The sequence below is a fragment of the Motilimonas pumila genome (assembly GCF_003596335.1).
In the GTDB taxonomy this organism is placed as follows: domain Bacteria; phylum Pseudomonadota; class Gammaproteobacteria; order Enterobacterales; family CBDFNC01; genus Motilimonas; species Motilimonas pumila.
The window spans coordinates 1-21584 of record NZ_QZCH01000039.1 but is presented as its reverse complement, the minus strand read 5'-3'; the positions used below and the strand labels follow the sequence as shown (position 1 = coordinate 21584).

The 21584-nt window shown below is 45.0% G+C and carries 21 protein-coding genes; 8 read left to right on the top strand and 13 right to left on the bottom strand.

Going from position 1 to position 21584, the window contains the following annotated elements; genetic code table 11:
- Positions 1-2 precede the first annotated feature (2 nt).
- Complete coding sequence (locus D1Z90_RS18895; protein ID WP_119912359.1) at positions 3-596, bottom strand: pilus assembly FimT family protein; 594 nt, start codon at positions 594-596, stop codon at positions 3-5.
- A 225-nt stretch (positions 597-821) separates the two neighbouring features.
- On the bottom strand, positions 822-2474 hold the full coding sequence (locus D1Z90_RS18890; protein WP_158587192.1) for a response regulator: 1653 nt from the start codon (positions 2472-2474) through the stop codon (positions 822-824).
- A gap of 169 nt (positions 2475-2643) precedes the next feature.
- Here D1Z90_RS18890 and D1Z90_RS18885 point away from each other — a divergent pair, with 169 nt between their 5' ends.
- Positions 2644-3183, top strand: a complete 540-nt coding sequence (locus tag D1Z90_RS18885; RefSeq protein WP_158587191.1) for a VC2046/SO_2500 family protein — start codon at positions 2644-2646, stop codon at positions 3181-3183.
- Between the two features lie 175 nt (positions 3184-3358).
- On the opposite strand, the gene D1Z90_RS22020 is transcribed toward D1Z90_RS18885, so the two are convergent.
- From D1Z90_RS22020 to adhE, 7 genes are all read right to left on the bottom strand, one after another.
- The gene (locus D1Z90_RS22020) at positions 3359-3487 is read right to left on the bottom strand and encodes a hypothetical protein (protein ID WP_269777135.1); all 129 of its coding nucleotides are present in this window, start codon (positions 3485-3487) and stop codon (positions 3359-3361) included.
- Between the two features lie 65 nt (positions 3488-3552).
- Positions 3553-3810: a hypothetical protein gene (locus D1Z90_RS18880; RefSeq protein WP_119912356.1), complete on the bottom strand. Its 258-nt coding sequence runs from the start codon at positions 3808-3810 to the stop codon at positions 3553-3555.
- Between the two features lie 90 nt (positions 3811-3900).
- Positions 3901-4026 (bottom strand): hypothetical protein, encoded by a 126-nt coding sequence (locus tag D1Z90_RS22015; RefSeq protein WP_269777132.1) that lies wholly within the window; start codon positions 4024-4026, stop codon positions 3901-3903.
- A 138-nt stretch (positions 4027-4164) separates the two neighbouring features.
- Positions 4165-5001, bottom strand: a complete 837-nt coding sequence (gene purU / locus D1Z90_RS18875; RefSeq protein WP_119912355.1) for a formyltetrahydrofolate deformylase — start codon at positions 4999-5001, stop codon at positions 4165-4167.
- A gap of 21 nt (positions 5002-5022) precedes the next feature.
- The gene (locus tag D1Z90_RS18870; RefSeq protein ID WP_119912354.1) at positions 5023-5493 is read right to left on the bottom strand and encodes a YchJ family protein; all 471 of its coding nucleotides are present in this window, start codon (positions 5491-5493) and stop codon (positions 5023-5025) included.
- Between the two features lie 250 nt (positions 5494-5743).
- Positions 5744-7012, bottom strand: coding sequence for an HD-GYP domain-containing protein (locus tag D1Z90_RS18865; protein WP_119912353.1), 1269 nt, complete (start codon positions 7010-7012; stop codon positions 5744-5746).
- Between the two features lie 104 nt (positions 7013-7116).
- Complete coding sequence (gene adhE / locus D1Z90_RS18860) at positions 7117-9780, bottom strand: bifunctional acetaldehyde-CoA/alcohol dehydrogenase (protein WP_119912352.1); 2664 nt, start codon at positions 9778-9780, stop codon at positions 7117-7119.
- A gap of 597 nt (positions 9781-10377) precedes the next feature.
- Between adhE and D1Z90_RS18855 the strand changes: the two genes are divergently transcribed.
- Positions 10378-10965, top strand: a complete 588-nt coding sequence (locus D1Z90_RS18855) for a TetR/AcrR family transcriptional regulator (RefSeq protein WP_119912351.1) — start codon at positions 10378-10380, stop codon at positions 10963-10965.
- A gap of 32 nt (positions 10966-10997) precedes the next feature.
- Here the strand turns inward: D1Z90_RS18855 and D1Z90_RS18850 are convergent, their stop codons facing one another.
- Positions 10998-11774: an alpha/beta fold hydrolase gene (locus D1Z90_RS18850; protein ID WP_158587190.1), complete on the bottom strand. Its 777-nt coding sequence runs from the start codon at positions 11772-11774 to the stop codon at positions 10998-11000.
- Complete coding sequence (locus D1Z90_RS18845) at positions 11771-12775, bottom strand: DUF2817 domain-containing protein (protein WP_119912349.1); 1005 nt, start codon at positions 12773-12775, stop codon at positions 11771-11773. The genes D1Z90_RS18850 and D1Z90_RS18845 overlap by 4 nt, the downstream gene beginning before the upstream one ends.
- A 195-nt stretch (positions 12776-12970) precedes the next feature.
- Here D1Z90_RS18845 and D1Z90_RS18840 point away from each other — a divergent pair, with 195 nt between their 5' ends.
- The 4 genes from D1Z90_RS18840 (at position 12971) to nhaD (ending at position 17520) form a co-directional block, all read left to right on the top strand.
- Complete coding sequence (locus D1Z90_RS18840) at positions 12971-13261, top strand: YfcZ/YiiS family protein (protein WP_119912348.1); 291 nt, start codon at positions 12971-12973, stop codon at positions 13259-13261.
- 29 nt (positions 13262-13290) lie between these two features.
- Positions 13291-13767: an NlpC/P60 family protein gene (locus D1Z90_RS18835; RefSeq protein WP_119912347.1), complete on the top strand. Its 477-nt coding sequence runs from the start codon at positions 13291-13293 to the stop codon at positions 13765-13767.
- Positions 13768-14068: 301 nt separating this feature from the next.
- Positions 14069-15937 carry a formylglycine-generating enzyme family protein gene (locus D1Z90_RS18830; protein WP_119912346.1) on the top strand — a complete coding sequence of 623 codons (1869 nt, stop codon included), beginning with the start codon at positions 14069-14071 and terminating at the stop codon, positions 15935-15937.
- A 140-nt stretch (positions 15938-16077) separates the two neighbouring features.
- Entirely contained in the window at positions 16078-17520 is a 1443-nt protein-coding gene (gene nhaD / locus D1Z90_RS18825; protein WP_119912345.1) for a sodium:proton antiporter NhaD, read from the top strand.
- Between the two features lie 102 nt (positions 17521-17622).
- Here the strand turns inward: nhaD and D1Z90_RS18820 are convergent, their stop codons facing one another.
- Both D1Z90_RS18820 and D1Z90_RS18815 read right to left on the bottom strand, forming a co-directional pair.
- The gene (locus D1Z90_RS18820) at positions 17623-18066 is read right to left on the bottom strand and encodes an ABA4-like family protein (RefSeq protein ID WP_119912344.1); all 444 of its coding nucleotides are present in this window, start codon (positions 18064-18066) and stop codon (positions 17623-17625) included.
- Complete coding sequence (locus D1Z90_RS18815) at positions 18063-18611, bottom strand: hypothetical protein (protein WP_119912343.1); 549 nt, start codon at positions 18609-18611, stop codon at positions 18063-18065. The genes D1Z90_RS18820 and D1Z90_RS18815 overlap by 4 nt, the downstream gene beginning before the upstream one ends.
- Before the next feature lie 319 nt (positions 18612-18930).
- Here D1Z90_RS18815 and D1Z90_RS18810 point away from each other — a divergent pair, with 319 nt between their 5' ends.
- Together D1Z90_RS18810 and D1Z90_RS18805 are read left to right on the top strand one after the other, a co-directional pair.
- The gene (locus D1Z90_RS18810) at positions 18931-19977 is read left to right on the top strand and encodes an alpha/beta hydrolase (protein WP_119912342.1); all 1047 of its coding nucleotides are present in this window, start codon (positions 18931-18933) and stop codon (positions 19975-19977) included.
- Positions 19978-20067: 90 nt separating this feature from the next.
- Positions 20068-21540 (top strand): mechanosensitive ion channel family protein, encoded by a 1473-nt coding sequence (locus D1Z90_RS18805; protein WP_119912341.1) that lies wholly within the window; start codon positions 20068-20070, stop codon positions 21538-21540.
- Positions 21541-21584 lie beyond the last annotated feature (44 nt).

Below are 21584 nucleotides of genomic sequence, written 5' to 3'. Positions count from 1 at the left end.
CATTAACACTCTGAGGTTTCTTTGGTAACAAAGAAATGTTCGTCGCCCAGTGGGTTATCGCCGCCACTTGCTTCCATATAAAGCACATAACATTGTTTAATTTCATCGTCATTTAAATCAATGCCTATGCGTACTTTAGAGCTTGTACCTCTTTTACAATTACTGCCGTCTCCGTAACAAATATCGTAATTCTGCTGGTTAATATCGAGGAGCTCAACGATGCCTAAGCGCGGTTGTCCGTCTGGGGCATAACGTTCGTTTTCCGAGAGCATGGCTTCTGGGTAGCCGTGTTTTAACTCTAAATAGCCTAAATCGATTTTCACGGGAGGCGCGTCGGTTTTGTCATCTGCGCTACTGCGCGGGGCCTGTTCCACTCCATGAATCGCGGCTTTAGCGTAAGCTAAGTCGGCGGCATCATTGACTGCCGCATACAAACCGTCAATGGCCGCAATATTCGCGTCTCGCTGTAAACCTGTCATTTTAGGCGCAGCGACGACAGCGAGCAGTGCCATTACAACGATAGTAATAACAAGCTCGACCAAAGTGAACCCGTTTATATGGAGCGGGGGAGTGCCAACACGCATATACCTTGTCATAAATACCTCATAGCATTATCAATACGGCGAGTGTAGTTGACTTATTCGGTGAGTTTTTACCTATTGGCGACAGCGGCAGGTCACGTATTGATATTAAGATGGATTTACAGCTATGTAAAAACAGAAGGCAGGCGCAATCAGCAAGCTAAAATGCGCCGTCGATCAAGCACTGCACACAATTTGGCTGCGCAGTGCAATGGGGCTTGTTGCCAGTTTGTCGCGTCTTTACTTCTTGGTGGGGCGCGTGGCTTGTCGGTAGTCTTCTTTTAATTGCAAGAATCGCTCACGGTGAGTTTGCGACAATGGCACGCCTTCTAAGATAGAAATACAGTCTTCCGCCTCATCAGCCAGGTTTTGATTAAAGCGCTTGGCTTGAGTCAGCAGTTTTAAGGTGGCTTGCAGTTTGTTGATGGCCGCACCTGAGTTCATTGGCGCTTTTTTCAGGGCGCGAGTGAAATAGCTTTTAGCTGCTTCAAAGTCTTGGTGGTCGTAAGCTTTCTTACCCATGGCATTGAGTGACTTAAACTCGTCCATGATTTTTTTCTGTTCACCTTGTTGGGTTTCTTTTAGCGCGTTGCTAGTGACTTCATCCATCACGTCTCGATTGGCCAGAGTTTCCAGCATTTCTTCTGCATACTCAAACTCACCAATGCCAGCGAGGGCAAACACCGACTCAGATAAAATAGGCGTGCCGGCTTCGTCATGGTGCTCTAAGATGGGGGCTAACGATTGCAGTAAGGTGCGCTTAGCTTTGAGCATTTCGCCTTTAGCTTCATGTACCCGGGCATGGCAAATACCTTCGAAAATATCAAAGTCGAAATCTTCTTCTTGGCCTTCTTCATGACGGCCTTTGAACAGGGCTGAATGCACGTCTTGTAAAATGCGGTTACGACGCACCGGATCTTCAGCGTGTTTGGCCGCGGTAATTATGCTACGAACATAGTTAGCAAGGTGAGCTGGCGCGGGGTAAAACGAGTTTCGGCTCAGTTGTAAAATAGCGCCATAACTGTCTTTTGCTACGTCAAACTCTTCCACTTCGGTGGCAATGCGAGCCAATAATTTGTGTCTATCCACGTTGTGGTACGCCAATTCGGCCGCACGCGTGACTATGGTGAGGGCTTTTTCAGCTTGGCCTTTTTCTTCATAAGCACGGCCTAACCACTCGTATGCTTCAATCATTAGTGAGTTGGTTTTAATGACACGCTCTAATACGCCAATGGCTTTGTCTAACTGCTTTTGCAAAAAGTAGACCTTGCCTAAAGTGATATTTGCCCAGGTAAATTCTCGTTCTTTGACAATGCTTTCTAGCAGCGCTTGGGCGGCGTCATAGTCTTCTGTGCGGATCAGCATTTCAGCCAATAAATTACGGCAGAAGTTCTTATATCGAGTGTCTTTTTTTAATTGCTCGCGGCAACTCAACGCAGTTTGTGCGTAATCTTTACTGCGCAGAGCGTTAAAGACGTCGGTTAATTCATTTTTCTTGCGAAAGCAGCGCTGTACTCGGGTATCAAGTTGATTATGTGAAAACGGCTTCATGATGTAGTCATCAGGCTCAAGCTCTAATGCGGTAAGTACCATAGAGCGAGAGTTATCGCCGGTCACGATAAAAAAGATGGCGTGTTTTGGCACCAGGTCATTATTGCGCAGGTATTCCAATAATTGCCGACCATTTTTGCCAGAGCCAAGGTTGTAGTCCACCAATAATAAGTCGAACTTGTTATCACGACACTGCTTAACGGCGGTTTCGGCGGTATCAGCAAAGAAAATATGTTTTGCGCCAAGGTTGGTTAACATGGCTTTCAGCATCACCTGAAAAGCCCGTTGATCATCAACGATGAGGATACGTTTGTTTTTGTAGCTGTACACACTTTTTTCCAAAGCTTTATTCCGAAAATGGCAGGCAAAAAGGCCAACGCGCCCTAGTGAACGCATTATTGTTAGCACAATATTATGATAACTGAAATTTCCTTCCTGTCTGCTAAAAAAATCATTAATGTTTCAAATGTCGCGGTCGATAAAGAATTATCCCGATAATTTGAGTAGTAATATGATCTCCGGACAAATACGCCAATCACTGCTGACCGACGAGCTGCAATTAGGCCAAGACCTAAATCATGCAGTGGCCAGTGGCGACCGTGCGCATTTTTCTCTATTGCTCAATCTACTCTGCGCCGACGTCAATGAATTGCCGCAATTTGCCCTTGCTGACAAACCTGAGATGCAAAAGTCAGAGCTTGACCTACGGGCGCAATTTGAATTACGTGAGCCTGTGCCACTGCGTGGCAAAGTGATGACTAGCGAACAAGCGAAAGGGCTGGGCGAGTGTACTCAAGCCGGTCTTAATCAAAGCGTACGGTTACAGCAATTACTCCGACCTGAGCCATTGTGTGGGCTTGATGAAACCGGCGGTTTAGACAGCGCGGTACTCGATAACATCAGCTTGAAAAAACGTTTACAGTATTTTGAGCAATTACAAGGTATCAAACCCGAGCCCGCAGAGTATGGCAAAGTGTCAATGAACCAAGTCATTGAAGGGTTTGATTATGGCAAAGAGGTTGGGTTATCCACCTTTAGCCAAGTGGCCTAACCTTATCAATAAAGATGCTCCCATTTTAGGGGGGTAAAAAGAACTGCCTTTATACGTACTGGGAATGTAACACGACCAATGCTTGATGAAATTGCTACCTCTAAGTGACCCGAAATCGAGTTCAGTTTTGGCAAGCTCTTTCAAGCAACGAACCTACTTCTTGTATAGTAAACGTTCATTCGCCTTTATTCTTTTGATAATCACTGCACTTTTTTGCTATCCACTGATGCAAATGAAGCCCCGTGTTTCGCTTTAGTAATACATCGACACCGGCTAAAATCAATAACCCAATTACTGTTCCCATCGTTTTCCTCAACTTATATCTACAATTCGCAGTTCAATTAAATTAACAAAAGCTTATGAAAACAATTAATCCATTGATTTAATGAGCTTATCTATATTCAATCCACCAAGTTCCTCTAGATTATTTTTAATCTCTTCATCTATGGATAGATGGCGTTCAACTTTCTTTACTTCCTTCTCAAGAAATCTTTCAACTTCTTGAGATACGTTGAACATCAACCCCTGTTCACGTGCCGCTTTTCTCGCTCGTTTAAGGCGAAGATCTAAGTCTGAAGAAATTTTAATGTTTAGTGATACTTTGGATTGTTTTCTCTGTAATGGCATATCGTTCCTCAACCCTTTCACCCTAATAATACTATATCTTTTTCTACCTTTTTGGGAGGGGAATTTAGCATTAGCTGTGAATGATTTGAGTTAAAGCTGATAAGGTGGCTGTATATGAATAATATCTGTAGAAGACTTTGGGGCAAAAGTCGTTTGCCAATTTTGCCCCGTTGAACCCCAACCAGAAACAGAAAACACGGCTCTTTTAAAAGCCATGTTTTCCTTAAACTCATCCAGGTAATCTTAGATATTAACCATTATGATGAGTGTTCGCCTTAAGGGGCTTCCAACAGCATTGGCTGCTTTTTGTTTGAAGGGATTGCTTTATGCACGCTAAGCGTCGTTAAAGCAATATTATCGAAACACCACGGTTTTATTGCCTGAAACAAACACTTTCTCATCCAGTACCAATGACAAGGCGCGGGTTAATACCAGCTTTTCGACGTCTTTGCCGGCTTTAGCCATGTCTGCGGCATCATAGGTGTGGTCTACATTGATCACGTCTTGGGTAATGATAGGGCCTTCGTCCAAGTTGTTATTAACAAAGTGGGCCGTCGCGCCAATGATTTTCACGCCACGCTCAAATGCTTGGCGGTATGGGCTGGCACCAATAAAGGCCGGCAAGAAGCTGTGGTGAATGTTGATGATCTTGTTCGGGAAGTGAGCCACGAACTCAGGCGTTAATATTCGCATGTACTTGGCCAGTACCACGTAGTCTGGGCTGTATTGTTGAATTAACTCAATGATTTTTGCTTCGTGCTCAGGGCGAGTTAAGTCTTCATGGCTTACGGTGTGATAAGGGATATCAAACTTATTCACCAATTCTTCTAACACATCGTAGTTGCCAATCACCGCGGCAATTTCTACGTCCATGCCGCCATAGGCGTTTTTCATTAAAATGTCGCCAAGGGCGTGGGCCTCTTTGGTCACCATGATAACGATGCGTTTACGACCCGCGGGCACCAAGTTGCGATTCGCACCATCGGGTAATGCCGAGTCGAGGTCGGCTAAAAAGGTGGCATCATTGAAATGGCCTTCGAGTTCGGTACGCATAAAAAAGCGGCCATGGTTATGATCAACGAACTCATTATTTTTAATGATATTTAATTGGTGCTTATAACAGATATTGGTGATCTGGGCGATAAGGCCTTTAGCATCGGCGCTATCTGTTAACAGTATTTTTCTTTCCATTTTTAGGCTCATTTTGTGTGGTTAGCTGCAACAGGCTTTGTACTTTTTGCCACTGGCACAGGGGCAAGGTGCGTTTCTTCCTGGCATGGCAGCTTTATGGCTAGCAGGGAATTGGCCATCTAGGTACAGCCACTGCTGGTCAATTTTAATAAAGTTGGAGACTTCATGGTGAAACTGCAAGGCATCTTGGTGCCAGTACCAAGCACAAAATTCGACTTGGCCTTGTTGGTCGTTACGCCCCCCTTTGCTTGCTAACACAGACAAGCTGCGCCAATCAGTTTGTTGACTGGCTTGGGTTAAACCGGCGGCGGTTTCTTGTTGACGTGAATCTGGGTGCCAAGTGTGAAACAAGTATTCGCCCAAGTGCAGCTTAAATGCACAAAAACGTGAGCGCATTAATTGTTCGCACGTTTGGGGGCGTTGTTCGCCTGTGTGGAAGGGCTGACAGCAAGCGGAATACGCTTTTTCGCTGCCACAAAAACATAACGGCATAAATTCTCCTAATCGGCCTTATTATGCACATTAGCAAGAAAGATATGAAGCCCAGAATGGCGTAAACAAAGAGGTAAATGCGAGAAAGTTGGCAATCGTGAAACTAGCTGAGTAAGTAGCTAAAAAGTGTTGACCAAAAACCCAAGCAGGTCACTAATAAAATAAGCCAATTATGTCGTTTCATCATTGTTTACCCTGTCATCTATTACGGTCGGAATACCCTAATTGTGCCAAGGCTAAGCCCTTAACACTATTGTGGTTTTCCCGTATCAGATGGTTCGAAAAATAAACAATTTCGCACATTTTGTTGAAAGTAACGGCTAACTGCTTCGGGTAAATCGTCTCGTGATACGATTTGTTTGATGGTGACGTCTTCGGTCTCAAGGTCAATAATTAAGCCAGTGCTTTGTGTTTTACCTTTTTCATACAACAATACTTTCGGTTTAAGCGCGGCTTTAGGATTGGTTGTCATGACTAAGGCGTAACGCTCATCGCTAAGTTGCACCAATGAGCCTGGCGGAAAAATACCCAGCACTCTGACAAGTACTTCGAGCATGGTTTTATTGAATTTGACCCCGGCTCCTTTAAAAAGCACCGCTATGGCGCTGCGCGGAGATAAAGGTTTTTGAAAAGACAATGGGCTGCATAATTCATCGTAAGCGTTGACCAAAATAAGCAACTGTGACATTTCGTCGATTTCATTTTCTTTCAGCTTTTTAGGGTAGCCCGAGCCGTCTAATCGCTCATGGTGGCTGACCACTAAAGGCAAAATGACTTCTGGGTAACAGCCGGCTTTTTTGAGCAGTTCCACGCTGTAGTTAGGGTGCATGTTGTAATAATTTTGCTCCGCCTTAGTGAAAGGCGTGGTTTTGCGGCGAATTTGCGGGGGCACTTTGAGTAGGCCAATATCATGCATAAAGGCCGCCAGGGTGAGTATTTCACACTCTTCTTTACTCCAGCCAAGCTCATTGGCGACCATCAAGCAAAGCGCTGATACATTCAGGCTGTGATACAACATATCGTCCGTGCTATTGGCCGCTTGAATGAGGTGCAAGGTACGTGGGCTTTCATTTTCCAGCACTTCTTGAGTCATGCCATTGACTTGACTTTTGATGTTGTAATAAGACTCTTCTGGCGCAAGGTTAAACCTGCCTAAGCAGGCTTTAAATTTATCCAAGTTTTCTTGATAGGCCTTATCTGCTTGCTTCAAGCTCTTTTTGCTTTCTTTGGAAGCTTGTTGTTGCAGCTGCTCTTTACTGGGAGGGCTAATCTCGGCAACCGGCGCAGGCGTCTGTAACTCTTCAATCTGGGCTTTTTTAATCGCTTGTTGCAGCGTCGGATCCGACTTGGCTAAGTCTACTTTTAGCTGTTTAATGCCAAGCGTTTTTAATACCTTTATCTGCTCAGCATTTTTCAATTTGAAGCTGCTGAACATAAAGGGGTGATCCTTCCAACCCACAGGAAGAATAACAAAGTGGCCTATTTGCAGGTCAGCGACGGTAAAAGTCTGTTGACTCATTCATGTCTCTTAACAAGAAAATATTGTTTAATTCTAGTTGTAAGGTTTCAAAAAATAAAAAAAAAGCCCGCTAAATGCGGGCTTTTGACACAAATTTAAGAAAATTAAGCTTTAGCTGCCTTTTTACCTTTAGCTGGTGCTTTTTTAGCAGGCTTTTCTTCTTGCTCTGCCGCTTCAACGTAATCCACACCGTGGTAAGAAGCAATCAACACTTCTTTTAGCTCACTGATGAGTGGGTAACGTGGGTTAGCACCTGTACATTGGTCATCAAATGCATCAACCGCTAGCTCATCAACTTTCGCCATGAACGCTGCTTCGTCAACACCGGCTTCTTTGATAGACAGTGGAATACCCACTTCTTTCTTCAGCTCGTCCAACCACGTTAGTAGGTTGTTTAGCTTCTCCTCAGTGTTCTTACCGCCTAGGCCTAAGTGGTCAGCCACTTCTGCGTAGCGAGCACGTGCTTTAGGACGGTCGTACTGAGAGAAAGCCGTTTGTTTAGTTGGTGTGTTTGTTGCGTTGTAACGAATAACGTTAGTCAGCAATAACGCGTTAGCTAAACCGTGTGGTACGTGGAACTCAGCACCCAGTTTGTGCGCCATAGAGTGACACACACCTAGGAAAGAGTTGGCAAATGCGATACCAGCGATAGTCGCAGCATTGTGTACTTTCTCACGTGCAACAGGGTCTGCTTTACCGTTTTGGTAAGAGCTTGGTAGGTACTCTTTTAACAGTTTAAGCGCTTGTAGAGCTTGACCGTCAGAGTACTCGTTCGCCAATACAGAAACATAAGCTTCCATGGCGTGAGTTACCGCGTCGTAACCACCGAATGCACATAGTGATTTAGGCATGTCCATCACTAGGTTTGCGTCAACAACAGCCATGTTTGGCGTTAGTTCGTAATCCGCTAGTGGGTATTTTTGACCCGTAGCATCATCCGTTACAACCGCGAACGGGGTAACTTCAGAACCTGTACCAGAAGTGGTTGTAATACAAACTAGTTCAGCTTTGCTGCCCATTTTAGGGAACTTGTAGATACGTTTACGGATATCCATAAAGCGCATAGACAGGTCTTCGAAATCAGTTTCTGGGTGCTCGTACATTACCCACATGATTTTCGCTGCGTCCATTGGTGAACCACCACCTACCGCTAGAATAACGTCAGGCTGGTAGCTGTGACACGCTGCTGCACCTGCTTTCACTACTGAAAGTGTTGGGTCAGCTTCTACTTCATGGAATACTTCAACTTCCATGCCTTTCTCTTTCAAGATGGCACGTAGGTCATCGATGTAACCGTTGTTGAATAGGAAACGGTCAGTTACGATCATGGCGCGTTTCTTACCATCTAGGTCGTCCATTGCTACTGGCAGTGAACCACGACGGAAGTAGATAGATTTTGGTAGTTTGTGCCACAACATGTTTTCAGCTCGCTTCGCTACAATTTTCTTATTGATAAGGTGTTTTGGACCTACGTTTTCAGAAATCGCGTTACCACCCCAAGAACCACAACCCAATGTTAGAGAAGGTGCAAGCTCGAAGTTGTAAAGGTCACCGATACCACCGTGAGAAGAAGGCGTATTACAAAGAATACGAGCTGTCTTCATTTTATCACCAAAGTAAGCGATGCGATCAGCGTTAGCGTCTTGGTCTGTGTAGATTACAGACGTGTGACCTACACCACCGATATCAAGTACGATACCTGCTTGACGAACTGCGTCTTCAAAGTCTTTTGCTTTGTAAACACCTAGCGTTGGAGACAGTTTCTCGTGAGAGAATTCGTCGTCGTAAGACGCTTCTAAGCCTTCACCGATAAGGATTTTAGTGCTCTTAGGTACAGTTACGCCTGCTAGTTCAGCAATTTTATATGCTGGTTGACCAACGATTTTTGCGTTTAGTGCGCCATCGATAAGCAGTACTTTACGTACTTTGTCAGCGTCTGCTTTGCTTAGTACTGCTGCGCCGTATTTTGCAAAACGCGCAATCGTTTCGTCGTAAACCGACTCAACAATGATGGCCGCTTGCTCAGAAGCACAAATTACACCGTTGTCGAACGTTTTTGACATTAAGATAGAAGATACAGCACGTTTGATGTCAGCTGTTTCATCGATAACAACTGGCGTGTTACCTGCACCAACACCGATTGCTGGCTTACCAGAAGAGTAAGCAGCTTTAACCATGCCTGGACCACCAGTTGCTAAGATAAGCGCGATATCATTGTGCTTCATTAGCGCGTTAGATAGTTCTACAGATGGTTGGTCAATCCAACCAATGATGTCTTTTGGCGCGCCTGCTTTAACTGCTGCGTCGAGTACTAATTTCGCCGCGAAGTTAGTTGCATTTTTTGCACGTGGGTGAGGCGAGAAGATACAGCCGTTACGTGTTTTAAGAGAGATAAGCGCTTTAAAAATAGCAGTAGATGTAGGGTTAGTAGTCGGTACGATTGCACACACAATGCCTACTGGCTCAGCGATAGTGATTGTACCGCCTTCATCGTTGCTGTCGATGACACCACACGTTTTGTCATCTTTGTATTTGTTGTAGATGAACTCAGAAGCGAAGTGGTTTTTAATCACTTTGTCTTCCATGATCCCCATGCCAGACTCTTCAGCCGCCATACGAGCCAATTCGATACGTGCAGTTGAAGCTGCTAAAGAAGCTGCGCGGAAAATTTTATCCACTTGCTCTTGGCTGTAGGTTGCGAACTCTTTTTGAGCTGTTTTGACGCGGGCGACCATTTGGTCTAATTCAGCAAGATTGCTAACTGTCATCTTGTTACTCCTAGTAAAATAAAAACTTTTTATTAAGGGTTGAGACTTACTGCTATACCACCTGGGTGGCGTTGAATTCGCTCAGTGCCTACTCCGTAAATGCCCTTAGTAAACAGCTTTGGTAAATGATTATATGACTGACGGGGTCGAAAAACTTGATCCAGATCAGTTGTTGTTTAGTTACAAAAGAAAATCTATTACTAAATGGTTAATAAACTCCAAATGTGCTTTAAATACTAGCATTTACGGATGTAGAGTCGTTTTTTACGTATGCCTGAAAAAACTAATTGCCAGCCATTGTGCCTATAATAGTAGGAAAATTTCATCTTTTTTCCTCTTTTATCTGCGAAAGATCACAAATTTATCCGGCTATTTCGTCACGTAAGAAAGTAACTGCTTGCCTAGGTTCATATCATATCCATCATGGTGGAAATTAGTACTAATTTTCAGCTCTTTATAATATGTTGAAAAACAGTAGATAAGCGCCTTTAACACTGTTTTTTGAGCTAATACTGACCTTTGTTTGACTTTTATCCCTGTTATTTACCTTGCTCATAAAATAAAATGAAAACATATTCATCGTCGGGGATAGGGACAGTGGCAACGCAAGCTGAGCGAAATTATTTGACTAAGCAAAACCTGATTCAAGCGACGAAGAAGTGCATTCTTGAGGTGGGGGTTGCCGGAACCAATGCCACCTTAATTTGCCAAACCGCAGGAGTGACACGGGGCGCGCTCAACCATCAATATCAAGATGGTAAATACGGTGTAATGGCAGACGTATTAGACGGCATCTTTAGCCGGATAATTGTTGAACTGCAAGGTAAACACCAAACTTGCCCTTTGTTAGTGCTGGAGTTTTTGCTACAAGACCTGCACAAAGACCCTCACAGTGAACGCTTTTTGGTGATCACTGATTTATGGCTCTCAATGCGCATTGATGAGCGCCTGGCAGAAATCGTTGGTCCTGTGTTTCATCAAGCCAATGCCATGGTCTGGAATAAGTTTGACCCTCATTCTGACCATGAAGTGGATATTTTTATTGGCATGGTTCGTACCTTCTTTCAAGGCATGCATTTAAACCGTTTCAACAACGAGTTAGACCTCAATATCCTGAAAAAACAAGCCGGTTTAATGCTCAAACTGTTACAAAATTACAAACAAACCTTGGCTTTGATCGCTTAAACGGTTTGCTTCCCTGTTTGATTTTCTATGCTTTATGGCGGTTGCCGATATTCTGGGCATTGCAAAATGCCGGCGATGACTTGGCATAAAGCCTGCGGTTGATCGAGCCCTGCGTCGTGTCCTGCTGCCTCAATGAAATGAACTTGGCTTCCTTGGCGTTTCGCCATATTTTGCGAACATTCTGGATTAACCAACTGGTCTTGGCTAGCTGCAATAAAACTGACTGTTACGTTATCACTCGGTACAAAAGTAAAGCGCAAGGCGGCATAAAGCTGACGTATTAAGTGGCTAATCGGTGCGCGGTTTTGTTTGCGGTATTGGCTCCAGCGTTGCAACAAGCGTTGATTTCGGTGTTGGCTGAGGGTCGTAAAGCGTAAAATGGCGGCTTCAATTAAACTCGTGTCTTGGTCTCGCTCACGCCAGCGCCAGGCTTGCCAAAGGCCCATTAACACTTTTTCAATGTGAAAGCGCTGATACCAAGGGCTCATATTGCAGCTACTGTTGATGGCGATGATATGTTGCAGTGGTAAAGTGCCACGATGGGGGCACGCTAACGCTATCATGCCGCCTAAGCTCAGGCCGATTAAAATGATGGGACGGCCTTGGTAAGACGCCAACTCAGCCATAATATGATCTGCGTACGTTTCAATGTCTAAAGGACTGCGGCGGTGAGCAACCTGCCCATTGCCTAAGGTATCAATGGCAATCACATCACAGCCACTTTGGCTTTGTTGCAACAACTGGGTGAATTCTCCCCAGTGACGCTGTTCACGAAACAGTCCGCGTAATAATACGATCACAGGTTTCATCGTTTCACCTTTTGATACCATAATTGCATTGCTTGAGCGTGATAGTCCATTTTAGCTTGCTCACCCGGTAACCATTGTTCGGCGGAATAGGCGGCCTGAATTAAAAAGTTCATCATCACGGTATGACGGCGCAAAATTCGCTCTTGCCGGTGCCGCTTTTGAGGATTAAAAAAGCCCGCAAAATTGAATAATTGCTTGGGATTTTTTTTCACCCATAACCAAGATCCCATTTCTAGGGTAAGGGGTAAAAAAGTGGCTTTTTTATGGCCCTTGATTAAGTGATCCCATAAGTCGCCGTGGGTTGTGTAGAAGTGGCTTTGCGGCGCTGCTTGATAATGGGCGTGGTACGGGTACGTTGTGTCAAACAGCTGCATTAAACGAAACATCTGGGCCAAGCCAGGAAAAGGCGCAACATTACCCGCGTAGGGAAACCATAAATAGTCTTTGAGACCAAAGCCTGAGTGGGCATCAAGGCTCAGCGTGACGCGGCTGCGGGTGATTAAATCCGAAACAAAATCAATCAAGACTTGGGATTCAAGCTCAAGGCCATGCTTACCTCGATACCATGGCAGAACGGGGCTAATGCGGTGGCCGCCTACGAGGGGCGTAACGTTGCAAACTGCGTCTACCTGACCATTGCGCATCAAGTCAACGCCATTGCCGTTGGCGCGAGAGTTTTGATAAAACCCGACAGGGTTGAGTAAAGGCAAAAACGCCACCCTGACTTTGTCAAATAACCGCTGAAAATGTTCATCCCATTCAAGGCGCTCAAGTAAACAGCTTAAAAATGCAATCACCACCTGGCTGCCAATGCGCTCTACACCATGAACGCCGCCGACAAAGATCACGGTAGGGGCGTGCAGTTGCTGGCTGCCAAGTTCAACGCCCAAGATGGGAAAGCGATGGTTTTGGTGTCCGATTTCAGCTAAACAGCTTGTGCGCACTTTGTGCCGGTGTTTATGCAAAATTTGCTCTAGCTGAGACAGTTCTGGGATCGGCATTAATCAGTAACCTATGGTGTCATCGCACGATTGCTATCGATAGATTAAAAATTTGTTACGACAGTTTTATGAAATACAGCGCTTTCTTACGAATTTTAACATCTCACTTATTTCTTTATTATTATTGTTTTATATCACTTGTGTTTTGCTGCTTAGCTAGGCTTTAATGCTAGTAACTGAATAAGGAGTGATATTATGTCTAACGAAATTAATAACGATGATGTCTGCGATGCATGTGGTGTGATGGTCGAGCTTGGCAGCGTGATCCACGAAGACGATTGCGTATTAACCTTGCCAATCAGTGCGCCTGATGAATCTCAAGCTAAGCAACTGGCGCAAAGTTACGTGGCTAAAGCGAAAGCAAAATTTGCAGATTGTGAAGTCAGTGAAAAGACTGAACCACAAGGTGATGGTATCTTATTAACATTGTCATTGACGTTTTCTTGCACCGCTGAGCGTTTAATTTTTGAAATGTCGCTGCGCTAAACGGTACAACTCAATATAGGGTAGGGCTCATGGTGCCAGCGTTACGCATAAGTGGATTACTGTTTTTGCTATTCTGGTTACAAGCTTGCTCCAGCTCGCGTTCGACGTCGGTCGATGTCGAGTTTAACGAGTCAGATCCTATGGTTGAAATTTTGCTCGACCACTATGATGAGTGGCAGGGCACCCCTTACCGCTTGGGCGGAACCAATAAAAAAGGTGTGGATTGCTCTGCATATGTGCAGAATATTTCTCGCCAATACTTCAAAGGCCACCTTTCTCGCACTACGCTAACCCAATCGAAACAAGGTAAGCATGTTAACCGCTCAGCCCTTGAGCCAGGTGATTTGGTGTTTTTTAAAATCAAAGGCAAAACCCGCCATGTAGGCATTTATATGGGAGAAGGCCATTTCTTACATGCTTCCACCAGCCGCGGCGTGGTGATCTCTAACCTCTATTCTGACTACTGGAAAAAATATTACTGGATGTCTCGGCGGGTAGAGTTGTAACATCTTGCTTTAATGATATTTTTATCGCTAGATAAAAGCCTAAAGGTTGTCAGTAGTTTATTAACTTTTATTAACCTTTGACTGGCTTAACATTGATAAAAAATATGTCTGTTTTTCTTGCTGTTAGCAAAGCTTAGTCACATTGCGACACTTGTTATTTGTGCCTTAAGGCAATAGGATTAAGCTAAAATAATGCAGTTTAGTTAACTAAACTCAGCGAACTATTATAAACCTTATAATAATCAACGTTTTGCTTGTCATTTTTCAATGGTAAGACAGTTTTTGGCATGGAATAGAAAAAATGCGTATAGCTCCACTGGTATTATCGGTTGGCCTTTTCTCATTAGCATTGAACTCCTCTCTCGTGTATGCAGCACAAGTGGACGAGCTTGAGCAACAAATTCAGATGAAACAAGCTGAGTTTGACAGCTATGTGAAAGAGTTAGACGCCATTCGATCATCAATCGAAATGGATGAGGATGAGCTGCAACGCTTAAGCCAACAAAGCAAAAGTTTAGAATCGAAACGCAAAGCGGCGTTGCTTGATATGGATAAGCAATATGAACGTTTGGTGGCCGATCCTAGCCTAGACATCAGCAGCTCTATTTCTGCTTATCAATATGCGTTAAAAGCGCAAACTCTAAACCAAAGCAAAACTAAACAGCAAAAAGCAAAAGTCGTGAGTAACCAAGACAAACTCGCTAATTCAAAAATGGCGCAGTTTAGTATGCTCAATGAAATTGAAAACCTGAAAGAGCAGTACAATTTTGCGCGGGTTGAACGCATCAAACAAGAGTTTGAGCAAGGCGGCAAGCTGGAAGTAACGCAAAGCATCACTTGTGGCGAAAATGCCACTTTTAAGCAATGTGCTGAACAAGGTAACTCATTGGCCCGTAAAACGGCCAGTCAAATGCTGACTAACAAGCTATTTCAAGACGTGACAGAACAAAAACTGGCGATGGAGCACAGAGACAATGTGGCGGCCAGTGTGAAGATCATCGAACAGACGATTCTTGACAGTGGCTTTAGCGGTCAAGGTGACTACAGCGTTAAAATGCAAGTGACGATGAAAGGTCGCCTAGCCAACACTCAAGCGTGTCGTTTATTGGAGTTGGACAATCGCTACTGTGTCAACGGTGAAGAGTCTTATGACAGTTCAGATTACGAAGAAGTGGACTACAGTGCTAGCTCTAAGCAAGTACAAGCGAAAACCTATACCCTCACGGTACGTTCAAACCTGCATAACGATGAAGTATTTATTAATGGTAAAAGCTACGGCGCAAGCCGTGTCGACGCCATGTTGCCGCCAGGGGAGTACAAGTTAACGGTAAAAAAGCCTGGATTTGAAACTTATCATCGCAATGTTAAGTTAGCCGGCCATAAAACCGTGCGAGCCGAGTTAGGCAAATTAGTCGTGAACTTGAAAATGGGTGATAAGTTTGCTGACTCAATCGGCGCGGGCATCAAAGCGCCGGCGATGGTCGCGATAGGTAAAGGCAAGTACCGCATTGGTGATATCCAAGGTAACGGCTTAGGCAATGAACAACAATCGCGTAACGTTAGCATTAACACGACCTATGGCATTGGCCAAAAAGAAGTGTCGGTGGCTGATTTTGAGCGCTTTGTAACGGCAACCGGTTATCAAACCAGCGCCGAGAAAAGCCGTGGTTGTGCGGTTTATGGCAGTGGTTCGCCTGAGTTTCAATCGCACCTGTCATGGCGCAAACCCGGGTTTGAGCAAAAATCTAATTCGCCGGTAGTGTGTGTCACTAAAAAAGATGCGCAATCCTATGCCAAGTGGTTAAGCCGTAAAACGGGCTATCAGTACCGTTTGCCATCAGAAACCGAATGGGAAGTGGCCGCTCGTGGTGGCAGTAAAACCGATTACTGGTGGGGCAATAATATTGGCTCTGGCAACGCTAACTGTGGTTGGTGTGGCACCAATTGGTCCAATAAAGGCGCCGCGCCGATAGGCTCTTTTAAAGCCAATAAGTATGGTTTATTCAACACAGTGGGTAATGTTTGGGAAATGACCGACAGTTCGCCTAATGTGGTTCGCGGTGGCTCTTGGAATTTTGCGCCTAGCTTAGCAAGGGTGTCTTCTCGCCTTGAAGTGAGCTCAGGCTTTGCCGCTAACTATGTGGGGTTCAGATTGGTGCGTGAGCAGTAATCGAAACGATAGAAAAAGTTATTAAAAACCGGCCTTTAGGCCGGTTTTTTTATGCCGATAATAAATATATGCGTTGCTTCTCCATTTAAGAAAAAACGCTGTGCTATGTTAAATGTCTATCACCTTTTAGGACTCATATAATGAAACAAAGTCAACCCTGCCTTTCTTTCGCAATACTCAGTTTACTGTTATGTTTTTCTCCTGCTAGTTGGGCCAGTGCTGGCTCTAGTTTAGATCTCACTTCTCACCCGGTCGGCTACATTGCCATTGCTGTGTTTGTGTTAGCTTATGCCTTAGTCATGGGCGAAGAAGTGTTACATTTACGAAAATCTAAGCCCATGTTAGTGGCCGCAGGCGTGATCTGGGCTATGATTGCGGCCGTTTACGTCAATAACGGCATGACCCACGAAGCAGAGCAAGCGTTTCGTCATAACTTACTCGAATACGCCGAACTGTTATTGTTTTTGCTGGTAGCAATGACCTATATCAACGCAATGGAAGAGCGCAGATTGTTTGACGCGCTGCGATCTTGGATGGTGAATAAAGGCTTTAGTTTACGCAGCTTATTTTGGTTAACCGGCGTATTAGCATTTTTCATTTCACCCATTGCTGACAATTTAACCACGGCGCTGTTGATGTGCGCCGTGATCATGAAGGTGGGCGGCAGTAATAAAAAGTTTGTGGCCATGGCGTGTATTAACGTAGTTGTGGCAGCGAACGCCGGTGGGGCATTTAGTCCGTTTGGCGATATTACAACCTTAATGGTATGGCAAAAAGGCATGGTGGAATTCCAACAATTCTTCGCGCTGTTTGTACCATCTGTGGTTAACTTTATCGTGCCTGCGACCATTATGAGCCTGTTTATCTCCAAAGAGAAGCCGCAAGCCGTGGATGAAGCCGTAGAACTTAAACGTGGCGCATTTCGCATTGTAGCGTTATTTCTAGTCACCATAGGTATGGCTGTGTCAGCTCACTCGTTGCTGCAGATGCCTCCTGTGCTAGGCATGATGACGGGCTTAGGCTTGCTGCAGTTCTTTGGTTACTATCTGCGCCGCACATTAGATAAATCGCTTGCTCGAAAACGCGCGCTGGCCACTCAAGCTCATGATGAAAAGCGCCTGAAAGCATTAGGCTCTGTGGTGCCGTTTGACGTTTTTAATAAAGTAGCAAGGGCTGAGTGGGATACCTTATTGTTCTTCTATGGCGTAGTGGTGTGTGTGGGGGGGTTAGGTTTTATTGGTTACCTTTCACTTATTTCGCATACCATGTACACCGAATGGGACATTACTTATGCCAACGTAGCCGTAGGCGTATTGTCTGCCTTGGTTGATAACATTCCGGTGATGTTTGCGGTGCTGACTATGCAACCGGATATGTCTTTGGGGCAATGGCTGCTGGTGACCTTAACCGCGGGTGTGGGCGGCAGTATGTTGTCGATTGGCTCAGCCGCTGGCGTGGCCTTAATGGGACAAGCTCGAGGCATTTATACCTTTGGCGTTCACCTGCGTTGGGCACCCGTTATCGCGCTTGGTTACGTTGCCAGTATTATGGTGCACTTGTGGCTCAATGCGCATCTATTTTAATGATGACTTGCCTGCATTGGCTCAATGACAAGTTAATGTAAAACGAAAATGGTTGGTAATGGCCAACCATTTTTATTGCTATCCAAGTTAGCGTGTTCGCGATTACAGCAGCGCGTTTTGCTTACCTTGGGGTTTAAAGTAACAGACGAGGTATAACAGTAAGCCAACGGGACCGAACCAAAAAGTGAAGGGTAAGCAGACCAGCAAAGGCCATTTACGGGCATTGTTTGTCTGCACTTTGTCTATCATCCAACGCCCTATCAGCAGATCAAAGGCTAAAAAGTGAAGCCATCCAGCCGCTAAATTCCCGGACTCAGAAAACAGTCGCGCAACTTGTTCTAAGCTGGTAAACCCACCGTCAGGCACACTATGCCAATACCGGATTATCATGCCCAGATACATTATCGATAAGCATATCGGTAGCAGTCTACCTCCTACTGTTAACCAGGCATTTTGATATTGAGTTTGGAAGGTGCCAACACCCAAGCAAAGCCAAGCCAATAATGCCAAACTGCTGGCCATCTGAAACACGGTATCAGGAGTCATGACAAATCTCCTTTTGATTGAGTATCAGTGGCGTTTTGGAGGGTTTCTTCAACCTGTGTTTGCTGGCCTTGTGGCGAAGCTTCTTGCGCTGTGACTACCACACCTTGATGACCATAACTGAATGCTTGGCCGCCGTGTGTTTGAGCGTAATCTTGCGCTTGTTGCTGGGTGGCAAACCAAAGATTCAGTTTGGCAATGTGCTCGCCATTATGTGCCATGATATTTTGACTCGGAGAGTCGTCTGGTAGCCGTTTAAGCGTGGGTAAATACGTTTGCCAACTGCTAAAACCAGCTTCAAGGGCCAGCATGCGTAAAAAGTGTTTACGCTGCAGCTGGTGGCGACTATGGTAAATGTCCGACACTTTTTCTAAGGGGGATGCGCCAGCAGCATGTAACCTTCTGATGGCAGGTAAAGCTTCACTGATAGCGCCATTTTTGGCCGCACGGTGCAACTTTCTAGCCAATTTAAGCTTGCTTTTTACGTGTGGATTATCTGCGTTTTTGGGGGTATTTGCGTCAATAACAGAGCGGGTAGGATGTTTCATATAAACTCCAGCGAACATATTAGCCTTCTCGTTAAGGGCTTGTCCTAGAGTTAAGTGTCATAGGAAAATACAATTATCGGCAGGTGAGTAAACTTTCACGAGGCAGGCGTCCTGTACACCTGTAATTATATTAGCAAGGTAAGTTTGAAGTTGTAAATGATTTTTTTGTGATGGCTTGCGGTAAGGCAATGTACGCCCGCCAATATTGAATTTCTCTAATTCGTCGCACTTTTTATTGCCCCGTTGAATAATCACTCGTGTAAAGCAGAGCAGCTCAGCCTTATGGCAAAGCTGTAACTATTTTGACTAAGGAGTGAAAATGAAAAAGAGCAAATTAGGTCACCTTATTCCCTGCGTGCTATTAAGCCTATCAAGCATGGCGGTATATGCGGGTATAACTTTAGACACCCGTACCATCCCTGTTCCTGCAGGCGTGTCTGAGCAAATGGCAAATATCATTGAGCAAAGAGAAGGTGGCTCGCCATTGTCCGTACCTGTGCCGCAAAATACCGAGCAATGGTTAACCCTGCAAAAGCAATTTGACGCCTCAGGTATCGACATCGCTCAGCAAGCGCTGAAAAACTGGGAAGTCACGTATGAGGCCAAAGAGTTTGCTGGCGTAAACACTTTTTTTGTCACCCCTAAGCAGGTTGCTCCTGAATATAAAGACAAATGGCTGGTGCACATTCATGGCGGAGCCTTTGTGTTTGGTGGCGGTGAGTCGGCGCTGAGAGAAGCGATGTGGGTCTCTAATGGCCTGGGAGCCAATGTAATTTCTATAGATTATCGTCAGCCACCGTTGCACCCATTTCCCGCCGCTATTGACGATGCTGTTGCGGTGTGGCAAGAGCTGATTAAAACACAGCCTGCAGAGCAAACGGCGATGTTTGGCACTTCCGCGGGGGGCAATTTAACCTTAGCCACCACTCTGGCGCTGCAAAAAGCGGGCATTGCCACACCCGGCGCTTTGTATGTTGGTACGCCAGCGGTTGATTTAAAGCATACCTCTGATACTTGGTACACTCTAAAAGGCTTAGATCCTTTAGGCCAACGTGAAGGCATCATTGATGGCACATTTAGCTTGTATGCGGGAGGGGAAGCCCTTGATCACCCATTGGTATCTCCCATTTACGCTGAGATAGACACGTTTCCGCCCACTTTATTTTTCTCAGGAACACGAGATTTGTTACTCAGTGACACTGTCAGGATGCACCGTCACTTGCGCGCCGCAGATGTAACGACAGAGCTGCACATCTACGACGGACAGTCTCATGGCGATTACATTACCAGCTTAGTAACGGATTTACCTGAGTCCGAAGATGCATTAAAGGAGCTAGCTCACTTCTTTAATAAACACATAAACTAAACCCTTGTAATATTGATAGATATCAGCTGTGCTATTGACATTAGCGCAGCTGAGCCGGTTAGCACTACCTTGGTCAACAGGAATCTTATCATGTTAAAAACATCGCACCATCTTTGCCGCTTTTGGCTTTGTATTGTTGGCTTGTGCTTTTCATTACTTAGCTTTGGGACAAATGCCAGCGATGCAATTAAGCTAGCGGACACTTCAAGCCCCAGTGCCACTTTGTCGAGCTTTATGCATGCGTCGGAGCAGGTGATCCAGCATTGGCGTGATGAGACATTGCATTTGCCAGCGGCTCAACATGCATACTTTCAAGTTATTCGAACGATGGATTTATCTCAACTGCCTAACCGCAGCCGAACTGTGGTGGTAATGGAGCGAATTTTATTATTGAGAGAAATCCTAGATAGGATTGATTTACAAGAGCATCAACGTGCGCCAGATGCAGAGCAAGTCAAACAAAAAGAGCTCGATATGTGGCGCTTTGCAAATACAGATATCGTGTTGGCCAAGCAAAATACGGCCGATAATGCGGGGCAATTTTTATTTAGTTCAAGTACGGTGCAAAACTTGCCACGGTGGTATCGTATCTTGGCGGATTACTCTTACAACACGGATGTGAGGCCGGATTATTACCAAGAGTTTTTACTCAGCCCTGGGCCGCTGTTTTCAAAGTCCTTAATCGAGTCATTTCCTAACATGTTTAAGGAGATGTACGGGCCGTTGCCGTTATGGCAATGGTTAGCTTTGTTGGGGGTGTTGTCTATATGTAAGGTTCTGATTAGTTTTAGTTTTTATCTTGGTGAACGCTGGGATGAGAAGTGGCAAGACCGGGGCATGAGTTGGCGTACAGGGCGGATCTTATCCTTGGTAGGGGTGGTGTTGTTATTACTGTTAGCCAGTTATGTTATTGACGATGGCATCTGGGTAACAGGGGGCGTCTACCAGTTTTTTTCTATTTCATTTTTGCTGGCGCAATTTTTTTTCTTGTCGTGGCTTATCATGGCCATTTTCAACTATTTCGCCAAAATTTATGTTTATAACAAACATCAAGGAAAGCACGTTGACTCGTCACTTATTATTGTCTTAGCGAGAATTTTTGGTGGTATGACCATCGCCATTTTAGGCGTATATGTAGTTGGTTATATGGGCTTTTCAATTTCACCCATTGTGGCCGGTTTAGGTGTGGGTGGTTTGGCTGTGGCTTTGGCTATTCGTCCCGTTTTGGAGAATGTGATTAACGGCTTAACCTTGTACGCGGATGGCGGTATTCGTATTGGTGAGTTATGCCGTTATGGCGACAAACTGGGCACCATTGAAAGCATAGGCCTTCGCTCAACACGGATCCGCACATTAGAGCGCTCACTCATTACCGTCCCTAACTCTGAATTTGCCAATATGGAGATAGATAACCTTGAGCGCCGAGATAAAAGGCGGATGGAGCATATATTGCGGTTACGCTCTGAAGTTTCCTTAGACCAATTAAAGGTGCTGATTGTGAATATTCGCCGGTTGTTATTACAGCACCCTCATACACTGAACCTTAAGCGAGCATTGCATTAAAAACCCCATCTAAGCTATTGACCTTATTGCGTTTTGATTGTGGT